The sequence below is a fragment of the Micromonospora sp. NPDC049801 genome (genome assembly GCF_040656575.1).
GTDB lineage: Bacteria > Actinomycetota > Actinomycetes > Mycobacteriales > Micromonosporaceae > Micromonospora.
Window position 1 is genome coordinate 67,609 of the sequence record NZ_JBFAMS010000023.1, and the last position, 17,427, is coordinate 85,035.

Consider the following 17,427-nt stretch of genomic DNA (forward strand, 5'->3'; position numbering starts at 1 on the left):
GCCAGACAAGTCCCGGGAGTTAGGTCGTCTGCCCCTGACGGAGCCGATCGGCGGCTCCCGCCGGTCGGGGGGCCGGTGATCGATGAGGGGGACACCCGCACGTGAAGGTAGAGGAGTGTGTCGTCACGGACGAGATCGTCCGCGACGACGAGCGCCACGAGATCCTCTGGGACGCGATCATCGTCCCTGACACTGTGAAAGATCAGATCAGGAACCAGGCACTGCTGGCGCTGATGGTACGCCCGGCCGTGCCGTTCGTGACCACCGCGCTCCACGGCATGGTCACGTTGTACGGGCCGCCCGGCACCGGCAAGACGACCCTGGCCCGCGGATTGCCGCAGCAGCTAGCCATGTACGTGCGCGACCGCGCGGTGCGGTTGATCGAGGTCAACCCGCACGGGCTGATGAGCGCCGAGCACGGCCAGTCCCAGCAGCGGGTCGACGAGCTCCTCGGCGACTACCTGCCGTCACTCGCCGCCGACGGCATGCCCACGGTGGTGGTGCTCGACGAGGTGGAGTCCATGGCCGTGGCCCGGTCGGCGGCGTCGCTCGCCGCCAACCCGGCGGACGTGCACAGGGCGACCGACGCCGTCCTGACCGCGCTGGACCGCAACGCCCAGCGGCACCCTCACCTGTTCGTCGTGGCCACCAGCAACTTCACCGACGCCTTGGACGAGGCGTTCCTCTCCCGCTCGGACGCCGCGATCCTCGTGCCGCTGCCGAACCAGCCTGCGCTGCTCGCCATCCTGCGCTCCACGCTCATTCGGCTCGGTGAGCAGTACCCGAAGTTGCGCAACCTCGCCGACGACGCCCGGCTCGGCACTGTCGCGGACCGCGCCCTCGGACTCGATGGCCGCCGCACCCGCAAGACCGTCTTCCAGGCCCTCGCTCGGCGGCTCGACACCGTCCTGGACCCGGAAAGGCTGACCCTCGACGACCTGGCGGACACCATCAGCCTCGTCGTGGCCGAGGACCCCACCGAGCACAAGGGGGCCCACGATGCTGCGGCGTAGGACCATCGCCGCGTCACCCGTACGCAGCGCGACCGCCACTTGGCAGGTAATCACCAATCTCGTGGCCGACACAGTGGCCACTTCCGCAGCCTGCACCCGAGTGGAAGCCGAGGCCGCCATGCGGACGGCGGCACCGGCCGGGCACATGCTCATCGCTGGCGGACACCTTGACAGGCACCCCGTCGTACTGATCGCCGGAGCGGCGCACTGCGAGATCACCACGATCTCGGGGGCAAAGGCGTTGCGTACCGAGGAGAACCTCAACGCCCTCCCCGGCGCGGCGCTCGCCACGTCCTTCACCGTCTACCTGCCGGCCCCTGACCCACACAAGCAGGTTGTCGCCGACGCTGTCGCCGGTCACGCCTGCCTGTCCGATGAGGCGCCTCCCGCACCTGACAAGACCCCCGCGTCCGGCGCATTGGTGGACGCCGAGGCTCTGCGGAAGGCGGTGGCGGGACGATGACGGCCACCTCGACCTACAGCTATACACGGGTTCATACGGCCACGCATCTCACCGAAGTAATCCTCGGTTCAATCGGGGACATCCTCGCCGACCTTGGCATCAGCGCCGGCCCGCTGCAGCGCCAATGGCCGATCTACGAAAACGCCATCAAGGCCTGGATCGCCGAGGGTTCTCTCAACCAGGTCGTGCTGGAGTGCCATCCGCCGACGGGGGCGGCGAAGCCGGTGATCGAGTTCCCCGTCGCCTACGCCGCATCCGGCACCGGCGATGCCGACTTCACCACCTCGCGCGCCCGCTTTGCCCGGTTTCGGGCCAAGCTCGACCGGGTGCCAGCCGGGACCACCTTCAAGATGGTATGCACCTTCAACGGCCCGCACAGCCAACAGGATGGCTGGAGAGCGACGACCCGCGCCTCCACCAGCGACTTGCAAAGCCTCAGTTTCGGCACCATTGGCTCCGCCCCGGACGCCTCGGCCAGGCTGCGCTACTACCACTGATCAGAGACGAGACCATGAGCTACATCGACGACGCCTTCGTCAAGCTGAAGAGCAACCTCGAGATCACCACCAGCGAGCAGAAGCTCGCATCCTCCAGGCACATCGCCATGCGGGACTTCGTCCGGGAGAAGTGGGACCTCGACGACGATTTCCTCACCGGAAGCTACCGGCGCGATACCAAGACGAAGAAGCTCAAGGACGTCGACATCTTCCTCGTCATCGCCCCAAGCGGCCCGCAGGGGGGCTACCGCAAGCAGCCGCCGCTAGACGTCCTCAACGCCCTTCTTGAGCTGCTCAACGAGCGGTGGCCCGAGGCCTATCGCGATGGCATGGCCATCGTCATCCCCTACGGCGATGATGTCATGTCGATCGAGGCCGTACCAGCCTTCAAGCGCACCAACGGCGGCTACTTCATCCCTGAGCCCTCGGCGGGCGCCTGGATCGCGACCAACCCCAAGCGGCACCATGAGTTGAGCATCGCGAAGAACGACGACTGCGGCGGCAAGTACGTCCCCTTGGTCAAGATGATCAAAACCATCAACCGGGAGCTCGACGAGCCGGTCTCGCCGTCCTTCCTGCTCGAGGTCATGGCCCAGACCATCGTCAAGACTCCGGTCGGTCGCTACCAGGACGAGATTGTGCTCTTCCTGGCCACCGCCGCCGACCGGATCGACGAGACCTGGCCCGACCCGGCCGGACTCGGCGGAGACGTCAACACCGTGATGACCCCAGCCGACAAGCTCGCCGCCACTACCGCGCTACGCCAAGCGCAGCAGATTGCCGAGCATGCCGTCGACCTTGAGGACGAGGGGCAGGACCGCGCCGCGTACACCGAATGGAAGAAGCTGTTCGGGGATCGGATAACCCGTCCGTGACCACCGAGAATGTCGCCGCTGGGCCCAGCGGCGTCCCAGTCCGGCCGATCCATGAACGGCAGCTCGACGACGACTTGCTGCTGCTGCAGCGTGCTGCCTCGACCAGCCATCGGCGTGGCCAGATCATCGAGGCTGTACGCAACACCTTGGCGATCATGCTGGCCGCCGGCGGTCTCGTCGTGACCTTCCTTGGACATGGCCGCAACGCATCCGCGATCTGCGGGTTCATCTGGTTCCTGATCTCAGCGTTCATCCTGAAGAGCTGGGCTTCATCAACGGCCCGGGAGGGCGCCCTCCTTCAAGAGGCGTTTGACACAACCCTGTTCCAGATGCCGTGGCGGCACGCCGTTGCCGGCGACCCAGTGGCCGATCACGACGTGTTCAGACTTGCCCGCGGCCTTAAGCCAGGCGGAACCCGCGACAGGAGGATCACCAGCGGCTGGTACGACCCCACCAACGGTGTTCATCACCCCCATGACGTCCTCATCGCACAAGATCAAAACCTTGCCTGGGACGCCCGGCTGCGCCGCATCTATAGCAACTGGGTAGCGACCGCCGCGATCCTTTGGGCAGCCATCGGCTTCCTCGCCGGGTTGCTCACCGGCGCCGCCGTCGTCCAAACGCTGCTCAGCTTCTTCATCCCGTCGTTGGCAGCTGTTCAGCTAGCCCACGAGATTTGGGCAGGGCAGCGTCGTGTCGCTAACGAACGCGATCGGCTATCGGGGCTGGTGCAGACAGAATTACGTAAGGCACAACCGGGTCCGATCGATTATGAGGACAGGCGAAGGCTGTGTGAGATCACCCGGGACATCCAGGACGGTATCTTCCGCACTCGCCTCGATGCCGCCCGGGTGCCCGAATGGTTCTATCGACGCCATCGTGACGCCGACGAACGTGACTTCGCCAGCACAGCTGAAGGCCACCGTCGACGACTAGCAGGATGACCTGCATACGCGGGCCATGGCTCGGCACAACATTCGACCTGCCTCAAACCAGTTACTGAACGGCGCGACCGAAAGTGCGAGTCCACACTAAGGGACGTCTCGCTGCCGTCGGAGGGCTTGCGGTACGACATGATCACCTCCGGGTTGCCGCGGTAGCCGCTGTCGGCCATCACCGGCCGCCCGTGAAGCTTCTCGGTGATGCCTGAGGTGCGGTAGACGATCGTGTCGTTGCGGTTGCCCGGCTGAGGGTCGCCGACGGCGATGACCAGGCGGGTGGAGGCGTCGATGGCGATCTGCAGGTTCGTCGAGTACCGGTAGTTCTCGCTCCGGGCGGCCAGCCGGTGATCGCGGGTCGGGACCAGAGTCCCGTCGACGATCGCGATCTGCTCGACCGGCCGTTTGCGCACCGGCGCCAGGGCCAGCAGCGGCGCGAGGGTGTCGATGACCCGATGCGCCGCAGAGTGCGACACCCCGAACAGCGGACCGATCTGGCGCATCGTTAGGTTGGTGCGCCAGTAGGTGGCCACCAGCAGCACCCGATCGGCGAGGTCTAGGGCCCACTGCCGGCCCGGCCGGCCGTCGGCGACACCGCCACGCTCGGCGACCAGCCGGACCAACGTGGGGAACTGGGCGGACTGCAGTCCGGTGAACGGAAAGATCCAGTCAAGTTTGACTGCGGTGATCACCTGCACCCAGAGATCCTGACGGATCGTCCTGACTAGACAGACACCGGGGTTACGAGACGTCCCTTTGCTGGACCTGATGATGCCGCCAGAGAGAATTCCGAATCCTCAGCATTAAGGTAGCTTAATAACCAGACGAGGCTGATACGACGGCAACGCTTTCTTCGGGGACCTTCACTCAGCCGCCTTAAACTCCTGCGCCGTCTCCTTGTTCCGCGTCGCCTCTTCTTCCACGGCGACGTCATGAAGGAGGTCTCTCTGGCCATATCCCTTTAGCGCGTTGGAATCAGCGAGGGCCCGGAGGTCCTGGTTGCCGTGAACGTCGAGGTGGGCACGGATTCGCTCGAGGGAGATATCCGGGCTAACCCCGCAAGGCGTCGGCATCGTCTCGTGCGTTGACCACCATCGCCCCGGATGCAGTTCATCCCAAGCGGGACGCTGCTGGGCTAGGCGCCGGTTCTTGCCGGGATCGTGGTTGCCGAAGCCGTCGAGCTGAAGGTTCCAGACCGGCTTGAGCTGCCGAATCATGACGCGCTCTGCCAGTGGGATGAAGATCTCGACGGTGACCAGGTACCGGACTGCGAAGTCGGAGACGTCGAGACTATCGACCGCGGCAATAGAATCCCGGTGCTCCTCGAGCCGGTCCCACAGGGCGACCGTCTGGTTACGACCGTCGACTTTTCCTTTGCGGGCGCCAGCGGGGACAGCCTTCCCGACGTAGATCGGCGTATGGCAGCCGGGGTCGCTAATGGGCGCGTACAGATCGTGCGGGCCGGTGTAATAGATCGCGTAGACGCCAGCGCCGAGGAACGGTGGGACCGCGGCCAATGGCACCGGGTCGCCGGCAAGAAGGGCCAGTTCGACGCTACGCGCGAGGTTGACCAGGGTAAGCGGGTCGTAAAACTCAGGCCGCTCCGCGTTCGCGAACCACTTCTTGCTTCGCGGGGGCTTACGCCTGCGCTTGGCTCCCTTGCCCTTCGCGGCCCCTTCGACTGTGGTAGCCGCAGGCGGGATGGCGATGGGTGGTCCGTCCTGCTGGTTGACCATGGTTGTGCTCCCCCGTCGGCCGATGTCGAGGTGATGGACCGCCGCAGGATGCGGACGGTAAGGGGCTAACCAGTTTGTCAGCCATCGTCGGGCTCGCGCGACCCCGCTCTCACTGCCTCGTGTTCAGCGCTCGACGCCACTCGCTTTGAGCGGGCCTGACATGCGTGCGGATCGCAGGTGTGCCGCAGGTCCGCCTCGCCGTCGTCCAGGCGGAGTAGGAGAGCTAGCTGGCAGCCCACCGTCACACCCATCGGTTGCACGAGGGCGCGCAGGGCGGAAACCTGGGCGGCGCTGGTAGTGCGCCGCACGGTGAGGATGTCATCGGTGCCCCGGAGGCGGAAGTTGCGTGAGGTCGGGGCGAGCCGGAGACCGAGGCGCCACGTCAGCCAGTGGTGCACGATGACACCGCTGCCGCGTAGCAGGTCCTTGTCCACGGTCAGGCGCGCCCCGAGCACGCGTCCGCCCGGGTCGATGGCCATGGTCGGAGGACGGCGTGGCTCGCTCTCCTCCACAGGTGTAGCGCCGTTCTCGACTAGGTCAAGGCGGCCGTCGCCGTCGACGCCGATCTGATCGCTGAGCAAGCACTGCTGCAGTCGGCTTCGGGTGACCGGGTAGCGCTGGGCGGTGCGGGCGAAGAGTTCATCGCGCGTAAGCGGTGCCGCCTCCCGTAGCACCTCGATCATGGCGTCGAGGGCATTGCCGTGCCCACTGATGTGAGGCAGGGGCCACTCGGTCAGTGCCCAGAGCCCCTCGGGTTGGAGTTTGCGGAACCGTTCGTCGCGGCGCATGCCCTCTTCGATGGCGCGAACGCTGGTGGCCTGGATGGCGTCAGCGAGGCGGGTGGCTTCACGGGGCTCGCCCTCTTGCGTGAGCCACAGGTAGGCCGCGTCACGCTGTTCAGCACGGCGCCGGACCCAGTGGCCTCGCGAGTCGCGAGTCAGTGGACTGGACGGATGCCCGGCGATCCGCTCTACGGGCACAGCGAAGGGGATGCCGAGCGCTGCCGCTTGTTCGCGTAGTTCGCCGGATAGAAAAGGGGCCTGCGCGGCCAAGTCACGCAGCGCGCGATCAAGTTTGGTCGACGAGACGCTCCACAGATCGTCGAGCCGGCCGGCCCAGGTAATCGAGGGATGTAGACCTACATGGCGTAGCAGAGCTCGCCTGGCCTCCGGGACGCCGGTAGCTGGAATCCCTCTGAGGTCTTCCGCCGCGATAACTACCTCGGCGGCTGCCTGGCTGATCACACGGTCACGCCACCCGGGCCAGCAAGCATCGGCGAGGGTCGCCAGGGCACCTTCGGTGTCGCGGATGACTTGCCTGACCCGTTCTCTGGACACACCGTGGGCTGTGCCAATGACATCGAGGGTCTGCCCGGTGCTGCGGCGAGCGATCATGTCGCGGGCGCGGTCGTCCAGCCTGGTCCACGCCATCGCTATCCGATGATCGCTTATGTGCGCCGGGGACGCGGTCATAAGTGACTCGTCGGTCATTCGCGGCTCGTAATGTGTGCAACGCGCAGCCCGCAGCGCTCACCGATTTTCTCATGCAAGAGTCGGTCCTCCCGTCTGGCGGGTTTCGCGAACGAGCTGACCACGCAAAGAACCCAGGGATAGCTGTCACCGTACGCTTGGGCCTTAAGCGCTGCCCAGACGAGATGTTTGAAGTCCTTGGCGGGCGCCCAGGCGAAGCGGATGGCCTCATCAGCCCGGCGGGCGACGACCCTCAGCGGCTTGATTTGCAAGGTGTCCGGGTCGACCTCCCAGCCGGCCCCAAGGGCCGAACGGACGTGGTCGCTGACTTCGGCGGTAGGGCTATCCAGGACGGCCGCGTACTTGCCTACACCGTTGCGGGCCCGGGCGTACTCCTTCATGGGCCCGTCTTTGATCCACACCCTGCGTTCTTGAGGAGTCTTGACCCATAGCGACAGACGGTCAGTGAAGCGGGGATCCTGCGCCCATTGGTCATAGCTGGCGCTCTTCTCGGTGTCAGACAGGTGCTCCCAGTCCAGGTCTCGCGCATCGGCGTACAGGAACCAAACGATGTCCAGTTCGACTTCCTTGGGTATTGCCATAGCTTTAGTCGATTCCTCCGTCGGCAGGGAACTGCAGGCGCACCTCGTCGGCCGCAGTCTCCAGACTGGCGGCGTCCTTGATCCAGTGATCGAGTAGGTCGCCGATGGTCTCGTCGCTGAACGTGATCCGCGAGCCGTGCCGCCGGGACAGAGTCAAGTCCTCGGTCTCAGCGGCGTCCAATGATCGCCGAAGGTCGAGGGTCGCGGCGACCCGGCGGATGTCGGTGACGAAGTCGAGCACCTTGAGCGCCTTCTTGCCAGGGCTCAGCCGCAGCCCGCGGCCGAGTTGCTGGACGAAGATGCGTCTGCTATGAGTGACGCGCAGGAACGCGATGAGGTTGACATCGGGGACATCGACGCCCTCGTTGAATACGTCCACGCAGGTGATGAGGGGGACACGGCCGAGCCGAAATTCGTTGAGCAAGACTTGGCGGCGCTGGCGCGACAAACCGCTGTGCAGGAATGATGCTGAACGCCACTCCCGATCGGCGCCAGCGAGCCGGGAGGCCATACGTTCCGCGTGCTCGATGGTCTGGCAGAACAGGATGGCCCGTGGATCGGGGGTCGAACGCCAGGCGTCTCGGAGTCGTTCGACGATCTCCTCGTCGCGCTGAGGCAGGAACAGCTTGCGGTTAAGTTCCTTGATGGAGTACCCGTGCTGGCTTGCTTCCTTGACCGTGTCCCAATCGAGGTTGTCAACGAAGAGCCGGTAGTCCACGGCCGACAGGAAGCCAGCGCGCATGCCTTCGGCGATCCCCATGGAGAAGCTCGGCGGACCGAACCGGGACGTGATGTCGAACTTGTCGCCCCGCCATGGGGTCGCGGTGACTCCGAACGTCAGCGCATCACCGCACAGGTCAAGCAGTTCCGCAAACCTACCCTGCTCGGCAACGTGGTGCGTCTCGTCAACCATGACCAGGTCGGGGCGCCACCCGGACCTCACGGCACCAAGCACCGACTCGACGGTGCCGACGAGGACGCCGTCGTGGGTGTGGGGCTTGGTGTCCCCGGTGAGTAGCCGGGTGGGGACACGCTTGTCGACGTGCCGCCACATCGCGCGCTCCAATTGCTCGACGAGGTCCTTCATGTGTGCGACGACGAGAACTTGAGCTTGAGGGCGTCTTCGCAGAAGCCGATCAATGGTCTCCCCGCCTACCACCGTCTTGCCCAACCCCGTGGCCAGGATCAGCAAGGCAGTGCCATTCGCGGCGAGGTCGGCCTCGATGGCGGCGGTGGCAGCGGACTGGTAGTCGCGCAGAGCGTAGCGGGCCGGCACCCGATCCGGCATGCGCTGCCACAACTCTGCGAGGGTCGGGCCGTCCCACACCCGGATACCCACGCCGATGGACCCCAACGCTTCCAGACGTTGGATGGCGGGTGAATTGACAGCGGTATTGGTGACAAGGACGCACTTGTCGGCCCGATAGCGGGTGCGGGCCCGTTCGAGGTCATCGACGCCCTCGCGGCCAATCGCGCCCCGGCTGGACCACTTGCATTGCAACACCCACTGCTCGCGATCACGAACGGCCAGCAGGTCGGCGCCCTCATCGCCAGCGCCGTCGACGATCCGCACGTCGGAGAAGCCCATGTGCCACAACGCTCGCTCTACGGCATGAGTAAGCCCCCGTGGGCCACCCTTGAGGAGTTCCTCAACCGAGAGGAATCCATCGCTCATGCTTCGGCCGCGATTTGGTCATCGAGCATGCGCACACTCAGACGAGTTCGCTGCAAGATCAGCGGGTTGTCCGCGTTCGGGTGCTCCACCAGCATCGCAACATCGCCGAGCGGACCGGCCGTACGGGCAAGGCTCAACCGGGCGGCAGCGCGGGAAGTCAACGTAGCGTAGGGGTTAGTGAACGTCTTGCCGTCCATGAAAGCCTCGGGCCAAGACTCCAAAAGTGTCACCAGGTAGAGAGGCGGGGCGTGCAAAACGAAGTCGCCGTCCTCACCCAGGGTGGCGGTGCGGGAGACCATGCCGTTGGCGATCATGTCGTTCTCGACGCTGCTAACTTCGTCGGGGCTGAGGTACTGAAAGGCGCGATGAGGTTCGTCCTGGACACAGGCGGCCATGCGTGTGCGGATGACGCTGAGTAGCTCTCGCGCCTCACCGACGACGGCGTGGGCGTTGAGCGCGGTATGGGGAAGACACTCCGACCGCAGCGACGCGACCAACTGGGACAGGCTCGTCGAGCTGTCCGCCCGCACTCTCAGCACGGCGGCGATCTCTATCAACAAAGGCTCGGTCACGTCAGAACCGAGCTTGGCGAACGTCTCATGAATCGGATCGACAAAGGCGGTGGCACTGCCGCCAGAGCCCTGAACGAGCAGCACCGGGGTCGTCTGGCCGTCCTCATCGACCAGCCGGGCACTGGACAAGCGTCGCGTTTCGACGGTCAAGTAACCCAAACGGGCAAGGCCGAAGTCGCGTGACAGTTCCGGAATGACTTCTGAGTCCGCGCGTAAACGCTCGATGCGCTCCTGGCTAGTCTCCCTCCTCCACGTCGGCGCGGTGGCGGGTCGATTCTGCTCGGGTGGCGTTGTGGTTCCATCCGGCCCGGCTGGTTCGCCGGTCGATCCCGACCCACTGGACAAGCCGAGCGCCTCCAGGACGGCCGCCTCGTCGTGGGTGGCGGGATTGTCCCGCTGGGCGGTGTCGAGCTTGCCGCGTTTGGCCCGCGCTTCATGACTCTCGACGGCTTCCCACCACAAGTCGTCGGTCTGGTAGCGCTGGTCGCCGTCGTGGAACCGCTGCGCCCAGCGACGGGTCTCATCGTGGATGGGCCCGTGGCCGTCGCCGGGGATTAGGTGTCGCTTGCCGACAGCATTACGCCGAAAGCCCTTGTACAGCCGGCCCAGCGAACTGTCGTTCTCCGGATACCCAAGGCGCTTGGCCTTCTCCGGCTGCAAGGGGCCCTCCCCCCGGATATAGTCGATCGCTGCACGCCAGCCGCGATCGCCATAGTCGAAGGCGTTCTTCTGGTAGACGACCGGCACATGGTCGAGGTGGATCTCACCAATGAGCCTCCCGCCCTGGTTGGCGAGTTCGATGGGATATTCCGTGTCGACCAGGCTCAGCGGATCGTTGGGGTTCTGCCAGTCGAAGACTCGCTTGTCCCATTGAAGGATCTTGCGGCCGTTACGGAGGAAGTCGATCCCGAACTCACGCTTGTCCAGGTGCCGTTGCACACCGAGCCAGCCGAGCAGGCGCCGCTCGCGTCGGGTAAGGCGGCCACCGCCGCACCGTTGGCAGGCACCGCGGTCGGGCTCCTGCCAGTTACCGCAGTCGGCACAGGCGTCAGCATCGGCGTACTTCTCGTTGATCTCAATGTAGGCGGGGATGGTTTCGGCCTTGGCGCCCGCGCCGTAGGTGATCCACCTGTCCTCGCCCCACCGGCAGTGGCGACGGGGCTTGACCCGCACACCCTGCACATACAGCTCAAAGGGCCGGTTGTCCAGCAGCCAGGCATAGACGCTGCCTAGGGTCTTGCGGAGGTTGTTGGCGTTGCGTCGTAGCCAGTCGGCTCGGTCCCCGTCAAGCTTGCTGATCTCGATCCGCGTACCGTGGTCGTTCGGGTCGAGTTTAGGCTCACTGATGTCAGTGGCCTCGAAGTCATCCCCGATCTCGTCAAGATCGATCTCAACGCCGATCCATTCAGGATCGCCGGCGCGGGTGGTGAGGATGCGGGTGCGGCGACCCAGGCGTGCGGTGGCCACGTTGAAGCCCATGCCGAAGAGACCCAGCTTGTCGTAACGGTCGTTGCTGGACCATCCCGCGCGCACCGCCAGCTCAAGAATGTCACGGCTCATGCCCCGCCCGGTGTCAGCGATCTCCAAACGCGCTTCGGAGGACTTTGCAGGTCCCGGCAGGCTGACCCGGACCTTGAAACCGCCTGCCCATGGCTGGTCCGCCCGCACGATCTCTGTGAAGTCGTCGAACGAGTTGTCGATCAACTCGGCGACACACTGCCAAGGGTCGAAGTCGATCTCACCCAGCATGCTGAGGATCCGGGCGGAGGGCGTGATCTTCATATGTGTTGTCTCCAGTCGTATCGCGCCGCTGGGCGACCAGATGGCAATCCGTTTGATATCACCAAACCCCGCGCCGTGGGGGGCGGGGTGAGACTAGACGGCGCCTCTGACATTTCGGCTGGGTCGTCGCCACCTCACGATGGCCGTGGTCCCGGGCACTGGCTCAGCTGCAGCGCCACGTCGATCGCTCGCGAGCTATCGGTCCATGTCGCCGCCAGGCAGATCGGAGCGCCTCACCTCCGGGGTGGTAGCCCCGGCCACTCCGGACCTTCGATCTTCCTCTTCCCATCGGCGTGAACCCTGGCGGAAGATCGCAGCGGCGGATCGACATCAAGGGTCATTCCGAGCAAGGCTGTTGCGGGAGCTGTCCGCGAATCACGCCTTCCACCCGACAGGCAGCCTCAGTGGGATCCTCGTGTTCCCAGATTCGGATCACCGTCCAGCCAGCCTCGGCGAGCAGTTGGCCTGTTTCCTGATCTCGGGCGCGGTTCCCGTCGATCTTGTCTCGCCAGAACCGGTCATTGGCCCGGGCGGGACGGTAGTGCTCAGCACATCCGTGCCAGTAGCAACCATCGACGAATACCGCGACACGAGCGGCGAAGAACACGACGTCGGCGGTGCGGCGGAGACCCGGCAGCGGTCTTGCATTGACCCGGTAACGCAGGCCTTTCTTATACAAGGCCGAGCGTAAGCGCCGTTCGGGACCGGTATCGCGGGCCTTGTTGGCGCGCATGGCCGCTCGCACGGCTGGGCTCTTCGCCCAAGAGCCCTCGGGAACATGCGGCGCGGCGAGAAGCCCCTTGGCCGAGGCTAGGCGCCACCCCTGGGCCAGATTCTCGGCTCGGGTGGCGTGCTCGACCTCGCCGAGATAGCGGGCGGGGGAGCGTCCTCTATCGGACCATCGTAGGTAAGCTCGGATCCGGCGAGTTCGGGGCAGCACCTTGAGTTCGACGGACGCGCGGGCCCGCCGTCCGTCGCCGAGGTCGACCCAGCGCCGGTCTGACCCGCCAGCGGCGCGGTCCTGTTCGAGCGACGCCGCCTTCCTTGTGCGGCCCTGCCGACCCTTCCACGCCTTTGGGCTCGGGGGTTTGTCCGCCCATCGGTTGTCGGACCGGGCTGCCGTCGAAGTCACCGTTCACTCTCGGCCTCGTCGAGGGCTGTTGCGATTGCTCGGGCGAAAAACTCGCCAAGCATTACGGGCACGGCGTTGCCGAGTTGGCGCATCTGCTCACCCCGCGGTCCGATGAGCTTCCAGTCATCCGGGAAGGTCATGACTCGCGCTGTCTCGCGTACCGTCATGTATCGGTGCTTGTACACGTACGGTGAACCCTCGACCGGCTCGGGCAGCAGATCGTCAGTCAACATCACCGACTCTCCGCCGGGTACGCCGTGCACCCCGGCCTTCACCGTCTTAGCCGGCCGATCAAGCTCGTTTGGAGTGTGGCCCGCGTATATGCGCGCGTCCGGCCACCCGATGTGATCGGTGAACCCACCGAGTCGGTATTCACGCCGGTCGAGCCTGTCCCACGGGACTGCGGGTAGCGGGCGCTGACCGTCAAGCCCCTTAAGCGCGTCCCGCAGAGTGCGCCAAGGAAGCATGCCGTCATCCTTCGGAGCAGTGTCAGGCAGCCGAGACATGACACGCTCACGGACGTCTCCGGGGACGTCCGTGTGCCGCTCCCAGTAGGAGCCGTCCATCATCGAACGGATCAACGCCGTCTCGGAGTAGCGCGGGCGCACTGCTTGCTTGAATCGCTCGATGTCGACTCCACGGTCTGACCTAAACGCCACGATGATGATCCGGTTGCGGATCTGGGGAACGCCGTAGTCGGCGGCGTTGACGGCCGTCGTCACGACGTCGTAGCGCTGCTTCGGATCTGGCGGCTCCTCGGCCAGCTGTTCCCGAAGCACCTCGTCATGTTCACGCCAGGTGGTGTTGGGGTCGCGATTCACGAACGGTAGTCGCAACTCACGCTCGATGTACTCGAAGTATGGCTTGAAGGACGGACGCAGCAAACCGCGAACGTTCTCACAGATGACGGCTTTGGGTTGAATCTTGCGTATAGCGCGAAACATTTCCGGGAACATGTTGCGCTTATCCTCGTCGCCCTTGGCCACCCCGCCAAGGCTGAACGGCTGGCAGGGCGGTCCGCCCGCGAGTAGGTCAACCCGGTCCCACAAGTATTCGAACTGGACGCCGCTCACGTCTCCCGGAACCAGGGGCCAGCGCTCACCAGGTTCGGGGATCCGCTCCTCGTCGCCCCTCACATCGGCCGCGTTGGCCGTGAGCGTCTCACAGGCGTACTTCACCAGTTCGTTCACCAGCAGAGGCCGAAATCCCGCGCGATGCACGGCCATCGCCAGACCGCCACCGCCGGCGAACAACTCCACGGAAGTGCGATCAGAGACTGGCTCTTCTGGCGGCTCAAGCATGCCAGAAGCATACCGCGGAGTTGTGGATCATCCTAGTGACACGCCTTGCCCTGGGCGGTCGGAGCAGTCTTCAACCGAAGCTCTTATCAAGCTCGAGCTGGGAGATGAGAAACCCGGAATCCGAGCCTCAGCGCCGGGCGCGCGCGCAGTGTGATTTGGTTACGCGATCGCAAGGAGGAGCAATGGCGACGTGGCAACTCGGCCCGTTCGACAACGACGACGCCGTCGAGTGGTGCGGAGCACTCGAAGGCAGCGCACCCGACCAACGCCTAGACCTCGTGCGTCAGACTCTCGCAGCGGCCGTCATGACAGGACCCTCCCTCGCCCCGGAAGGCGCCGCTCAAGCCATCGCCGCCGCCGCGACGGTGCTCCAGGCACTCACTGGCACACCATCGTCAGACTCGGCCTACGCCCCCCGTTTTCTTCTCGGCAGCGACGATATTCGGGTCAACTCGTCGCTGCGCGACCTGGCCAGGCGGGCGCTCGACATGGTGCTCTCCGAGGAGTCGAGGTGGCGCCTACGGTGGGCCGACAACATCGAAGAGGAGGATGCGTTGGAGGTCATTGAGGATCTCCGAATTAGCCTCGCCGCAGAGCGGCCATAGCCTCGGCGCAAGGTCCGGGCGACAAGGCGCGAAGTCGGACGCCTGGCGGCGCGTGGCACGCTACTGGGTCTGGCCGCTGCGCCCGTCCAGGCCACCACGTTCGTCGGCGAGTGGCCCGCGTACGACAGCCTCGAGTCCCGAGGGCAGGTCGACAGGCCAAGCGCTCCTCGACGCCTCCCCGCGGGCGGCCGGGCTCCGACCCGACACCGACGAGACGATCAGCTACCCACGCCCGAACCCGCCTGGCCACCTCCGGGGTAGCTGAGGACTACGGGATGGTCATGCCCCTGCTGTCGCTTCCGGCCGGTGTCCGCAGGTCGCGCAGGCGTTGTCGAGCACTCGTCGACGGACGCTCCGGTGTCGTGCGGCCTGACACGCGAGGGCAACTGTGAGCAGCGCCGCGCCGGCGAGACAAATCAATGATCCAGTGGTGACCGGCGAGGCCCGCCGGGGTGTGTCCGCCGCCGCTGGTCCCCCAGATCGCCGGGCTGATTTGATCGGTGCCGAACAGACCGGCGGGGGTGGTGAGGAGCAGTGTCGCCCAGAGTCCGGTGTCATCGGCGCGCAGGGCGCGGAGTCCGACGAGTAGGACCAGGGCGAACAGAAGCCCCCGGCCATCGCCATGAGTTCGGGGGTCGAGCTGTACGAGACGAACCAATTCCCGCCGTTCTCGGCGGAGCTGAAAGCCGCGGATACGGCTGTTCCGAAGCCGGCCGCGAGGAGCGGCAGGCCTCGTGCGATCCAGCTGGGATGAGAGGCCAGCGCGAGGGTGGCGAGGCCAAGCGCGATGGCGGGGAGCAGCACGGACAGCGGCGGTCGGGTCGTCCGATGAGAGCGGCCACGAGTGGCAGTGCGACGGTTAGCAGGAGGCCGCCGGCCGCAGCGGTTCGTGCCCAAGACCCGCACAGCGCCGTCGCGGTGAGGCCGACGACCAGCCAGCCCAGCCAGATGACGGCGCTGATGGTCTGGAACGGACCCGCCGGGTCCAGCCCGGTGACGCGGGGGTCGTTCAGCTCGACCTGCAGGAGCAGGAAGGCCGCGACCGCGACGAGGGTGTTCAGCGCGGCGGTCGCGGCCAGTGGCAAGGCGGCGGCCAGCCCGAGGGCGCCGTACCCGCGCAGTCTCTCCCGGAGCCCGGCGCCGAGGAGGTCGAGGGCGCCGTGCGGGGAGGGGCAGCGCCGCCCCGGTCCGACCGTGTCGAGGTACGTTGCGACGATCTCGTCGCCTCGCTCGGCCTGGTAGTCACCCGGGTAGGCCCGCAGCAGTCGCTTGTAACGGGCCTCCAGCGGTGACCCGGCCTGCTCCGGCGCAGGGTTGGGCTGGTTCATGCCAGGCCTCCGGTCGGTCGAAGGGTGGGGCGGGCGATCGCCCCCGGGAGGTTGACAGGGGCGCGTGAGGTGCCGCCGGCGGCGGGGATGCCTGCGGGCCGAATCCGTAGCCGTTGGCTGGCGGCCTCGACGTTGCGGCGCAGTCGTTCGGTCTCCGCGGTGAGCACGGACCGGCCCGCTGCGGTGAGCCGGTAGTAGCGGCGCAGCCGTCCCTCGACGACCTCCTCGTGGTCCCGCTCGACCAGCCCCTCGTCGGTGGGGCGATCAAGCGCGCCGTAGAGGGTGCCGGGCCGCAGCGCCAGCCGACCGCCGGAGAGCGCGGCGACGTCGCTGATGATGCCATAACCGTGCATGGGCTCCCGCGCAAGCGCGGTAAGAATCAGGAAGGTGGGGCTCCCGCAGCGGCGTGGGTGTGGCCATGGCTTCAATATGTCGGTGATGAAGCTATACCGGCGGCCAGGCGCTGAGAAACGCCGGCCCGGTCCTAGACAAGGGCAATCGCTGGCGGATCTTGCCGGTCAGGCCGGGTGTCGTCCTATGCGGCCGTCGGCGCCGACAAGGATGGCCGAGGAGATCGCTGCGGGTGCCTGTCCGCCGCCGACTCTGCCGGCGAAGTGGTGAACCAGCCACGAAACGGCAGCGACCTGGAGGCTGACACGGTCGCTCGGCCGTGCGGTCGCCGGGTTGTGGACGAGGTGGCTGCTGACCGTGCTGGCCGGGCGAAGTTCATGGCTCGGCGGGCGGTGCGGGCGGCAGCGCACATGCCGCGCTGGCCGGCGCACTGCAGGTTGCGGCAGTCGCCGTGGTTGTCGGGTTGGTGGGCGGCGGTGACGTCGAGGGCGAGCCGCCACAGGAGCGGGTCGGTCACGTCGTTAGGGATCACGGCGAGCAGGCTGAGGCGTTCACGAGGCATGACGGAGTCCTTTCGTCGACGGTCACGTCGTCCGGCACGGACTACCGGACGGACGGTGGACACGATCGACGCTCACCTTTGCCCAAAGATCAAGTCGTCCGGTCTCTTCGGCTTTCCGACTGGCGGCGCGAAGGTTGTTGTGACCGGTCAGCTACAACTGTCACTTTTCGGCGATAGTTGGCACTGCGGCTGATCCGCCGCTCCGGGCGGTGGTAGGAATTCGCTGAAGATTGATCGCCGAGTTCCGCCGGCCGGAGTCGGCGGCGGGTCGCGTGAAGACGTTCGCCACTCACAGCAACTCACAGCGGCATGCCGCCGGTGTGAGTGCGGGCGCGGGCGCCGGACAGCGTGGCTGACAGACTCTGACAGCTTCCCGATCGGGGCGCAGTCCGGTTCCGGTCGCCTCGGTTCGCGCCCGTAGGGCGGGTGACGGTTACCGGCCCGGCGAGCTGGCGGGTGGGGGCGGTTCGGCGGCATGTGGCGGCCACGGTGGCGGCCACGGTGCCGGCCCCGGCTTGGGTCAGGG

Annotated in this window: 15 protein-coding genes; 6 read left to right on the forward strand and 9 right to left on the reverse strand. The window is 66.2% G+C overall.

The features are described 5' to 3' along the window. The first annotated feature begins 101 nt into the window (after nucleotides 1-101). From AB0I89_RS30570 to AB0I89_RS30590, 5 genes are all read left to right on the forward strand, one after another. Nucleotides 102-1,013, forward strand: coding sequence for an AAA family ATPase (locus tag AB0I89_RS30570; protein WP_357133813.1), 912 nt, complete (start codon nucleotides 102-104; stop codon nucleotides 1,011-1,013). A gap of 100 nt (nucleotides 1,014-1,113) precedes the next feature. Then, nucleotides 1,114-1,476 (forward strand): hypothetical protein, encoded by a 363-nt coding sequence (locus AB0I89_RS30575; RefSeq protein ID WP_357133815.1) that lies wholly within the window; start codon nucleotides 1,114-1,116, stop codon nucleotides 1,474-1,476. Then, nucleotides 1,473-1,973 (forward strand): hypothetical protein, encoded by a 501-nt coding sequence (locus AB0I89_RS30580; protein ID WP_357133817.1) that lies wholly within the window; start codon nucleotides 1,473-1,475, stop codon nucleotides 1,971-1,973. Before AB0I89_RS30575 ends, AB0I89_RS30580 begins: the two co-directional genes overlap by 4 nt. Nucleotides 1,974-1,987: 14 nt before the next feature. Beyond that, nucleotides 1,988-2,848, forward strand: a complete 861-nt coding sequence (locus AB0I89_RS30585) for a CBASS oligonucleotide cyclase (protein WP_357133819.1) — start codon at nucleotides 1,988-1,990, stop codon at nucleotides 2,846-2,848. Then, complete coding sequence (locus AB0I89_RS30590) at nucleotides 2,845-3,792, forward strand: S-4TM family putative pore-forming effector (protein WP_357133821.1); 948 nt, start codon at nucleotides 2,845-2,847, stop codon at nucleotides 3,790-3,792. Before AB0I89_RS30585 ends, AB0I89_RS30590 begins: the two co-directional genes overlap by 4 nt. Here the strand turns inward: AB0I89_RS30590 and AB0I89_RS30595 are convergent. The 8 genes from AB0I89_RS30595 to AB0I89_RS30630 form a co-directional block, all read right to left on the reverse strand. After that, entirely contained in the window at nucleotides 3,714-4,484 is a 771-nt protein-coding gene (locus AB0I89_RS30595) for a transposase family protein (RefSeq protein WP_357133823.1), read from the reverse strand. The genes AB0I89_RS30590 and AB0I89_RS30595 overlap by 79 nt on opposite strands. Nucleotides 4,485-4,649: 165 nt before the next feature. Next, nucleotides 4,650-5,522, reverse strand: a complete 873-nt coding sequence (locus AB0I89_RS30600) for an Eco29kI family restriction endonuclease (RefSeq protein WP_357133825.1) — start codon at nucleotides 5,520-5,522, stop codon at nucleotides 4,650-4,652. A gap of 77 nt (nucleotides 5,523-5,599) precedes the next feature. Next, nucleotides 5,600-7,012, reverse strand: a complete 1,413-nt coding sequence (locus AB0I89_RS30605; protein ID WP_357133827.1) for a hypothetical protein — start codon at nucleotides 7,010-7,012, stop codon at nucleotides 5,600-5,602. Beyond that, nucleotides 7,009-7,593 carry a hypothetical protein gene (locus tag AB0I89_RS30610; protein WP_357133829.1) on the reverse strand — a complete coding sequence of 195 codons (585 nt, stop codon included), beginning with the start codon at nucleotides 7,591-7,593 and terminating at the stop codon, nucleotides 7,009-7,011. Before AB0I89_RS30610 ends, AB0I89_RS30605 begins: the two co-directional genes overlap by 4 nt. Before the next feature lie 4 nt (nucleotides 7,594-7,597). Then, nucleotides 7,598-9,268 carry a DEAD/DEAH box helicase family protein gene (locus AB0I89_RS30615; protein WP_357133831.1) on the reverse strand — a complete coding sequence of 557 codons (1,671 nt, stop codon included), beginning with the start codon at nucleotides 9,266-9,268 and terminating at the stop codon, nucleotides 7,598-7,600. Then, the gene (locus AB0I89_RS30620; RefSeq protein ID WP_357133833.1) at nucleotides 9,265-11,622 is read right to left on the reverse strand and encodes an ATP-binding protein; all 2,358 of its coding nucleotides are present in this window, start codon (nucleotides 11,620-11,622) and stop codon (nucleotides 9,265-9,267) included. Before AB0I89_RS30620 ends, AB0I89_RS30615 begins: the two co-directional genes overlap by 4 nt. 337 nt (nucleotides 11,623-11,959) lie before the next feature. After that, a complete protein-coding gene (locus AB0I89_RS30625) occupies nucleotides 11,960-12,355 on the reverse strand; it encodes a very short patch repair endonuclease (RefSeq protein ID WP_357133835.1) in 396 nt (131 codons plus the stop codon). Nucleotides 12,356-12,750: 395 nt separating this feature from the next. Further along, a complete protein-coding gene (locus AB0I89_RS30630; protein ID WP_357133837.1) occupies nucleotides 12,751-14,055 on the reverse strand; it encodes a DNA cytosine methyltransferase in 1,305 nt (434 codons plus the stop codon). 182 nt (nucleotides 14,056-14,237) lie between these two features. Here AB0I89_RS30630 and AB0I89_RS30635 point away from each other — a divergent pair, with 182 nt between their 5' ends. Next, nucleotides 14,238-14,660 carry a DUF4259 domain-containing protein gene (locus AB0I89_RS30635; RefSeq protein ID WP_357133839.1) on the forward strand — a complete coding sequence of 141 codons (423 nt, stop codon included), beginning with the start codon at nucleotides 14,238-14,240 and terminating at the stop codon, nucleotides 14,658-14,660. Nucleotides 14,661-15,984: 1,324 nt separating this feature from the next. On the opposite strand, the gene AB0I89_RS30640 is transcribed toward AB0I89_RS30635, so the two are convergent. Then, the gene (locus AB0I89_RS30640; RefSeq protein ID WP_357133841.1) at nucleotides 15,985-16,341 is read right to left on the reverse strand and encodes a PadR family transcriptional regulator; all 357 of its coding nucleotides are present in this window, start codon (nucleotides 16,339-16,341) and stop codon (nucleotides 15,985-15,987) included. Between the last annotated feature and the right edge of the window lie 1,086 nt (nucleotides 16,342-17,427).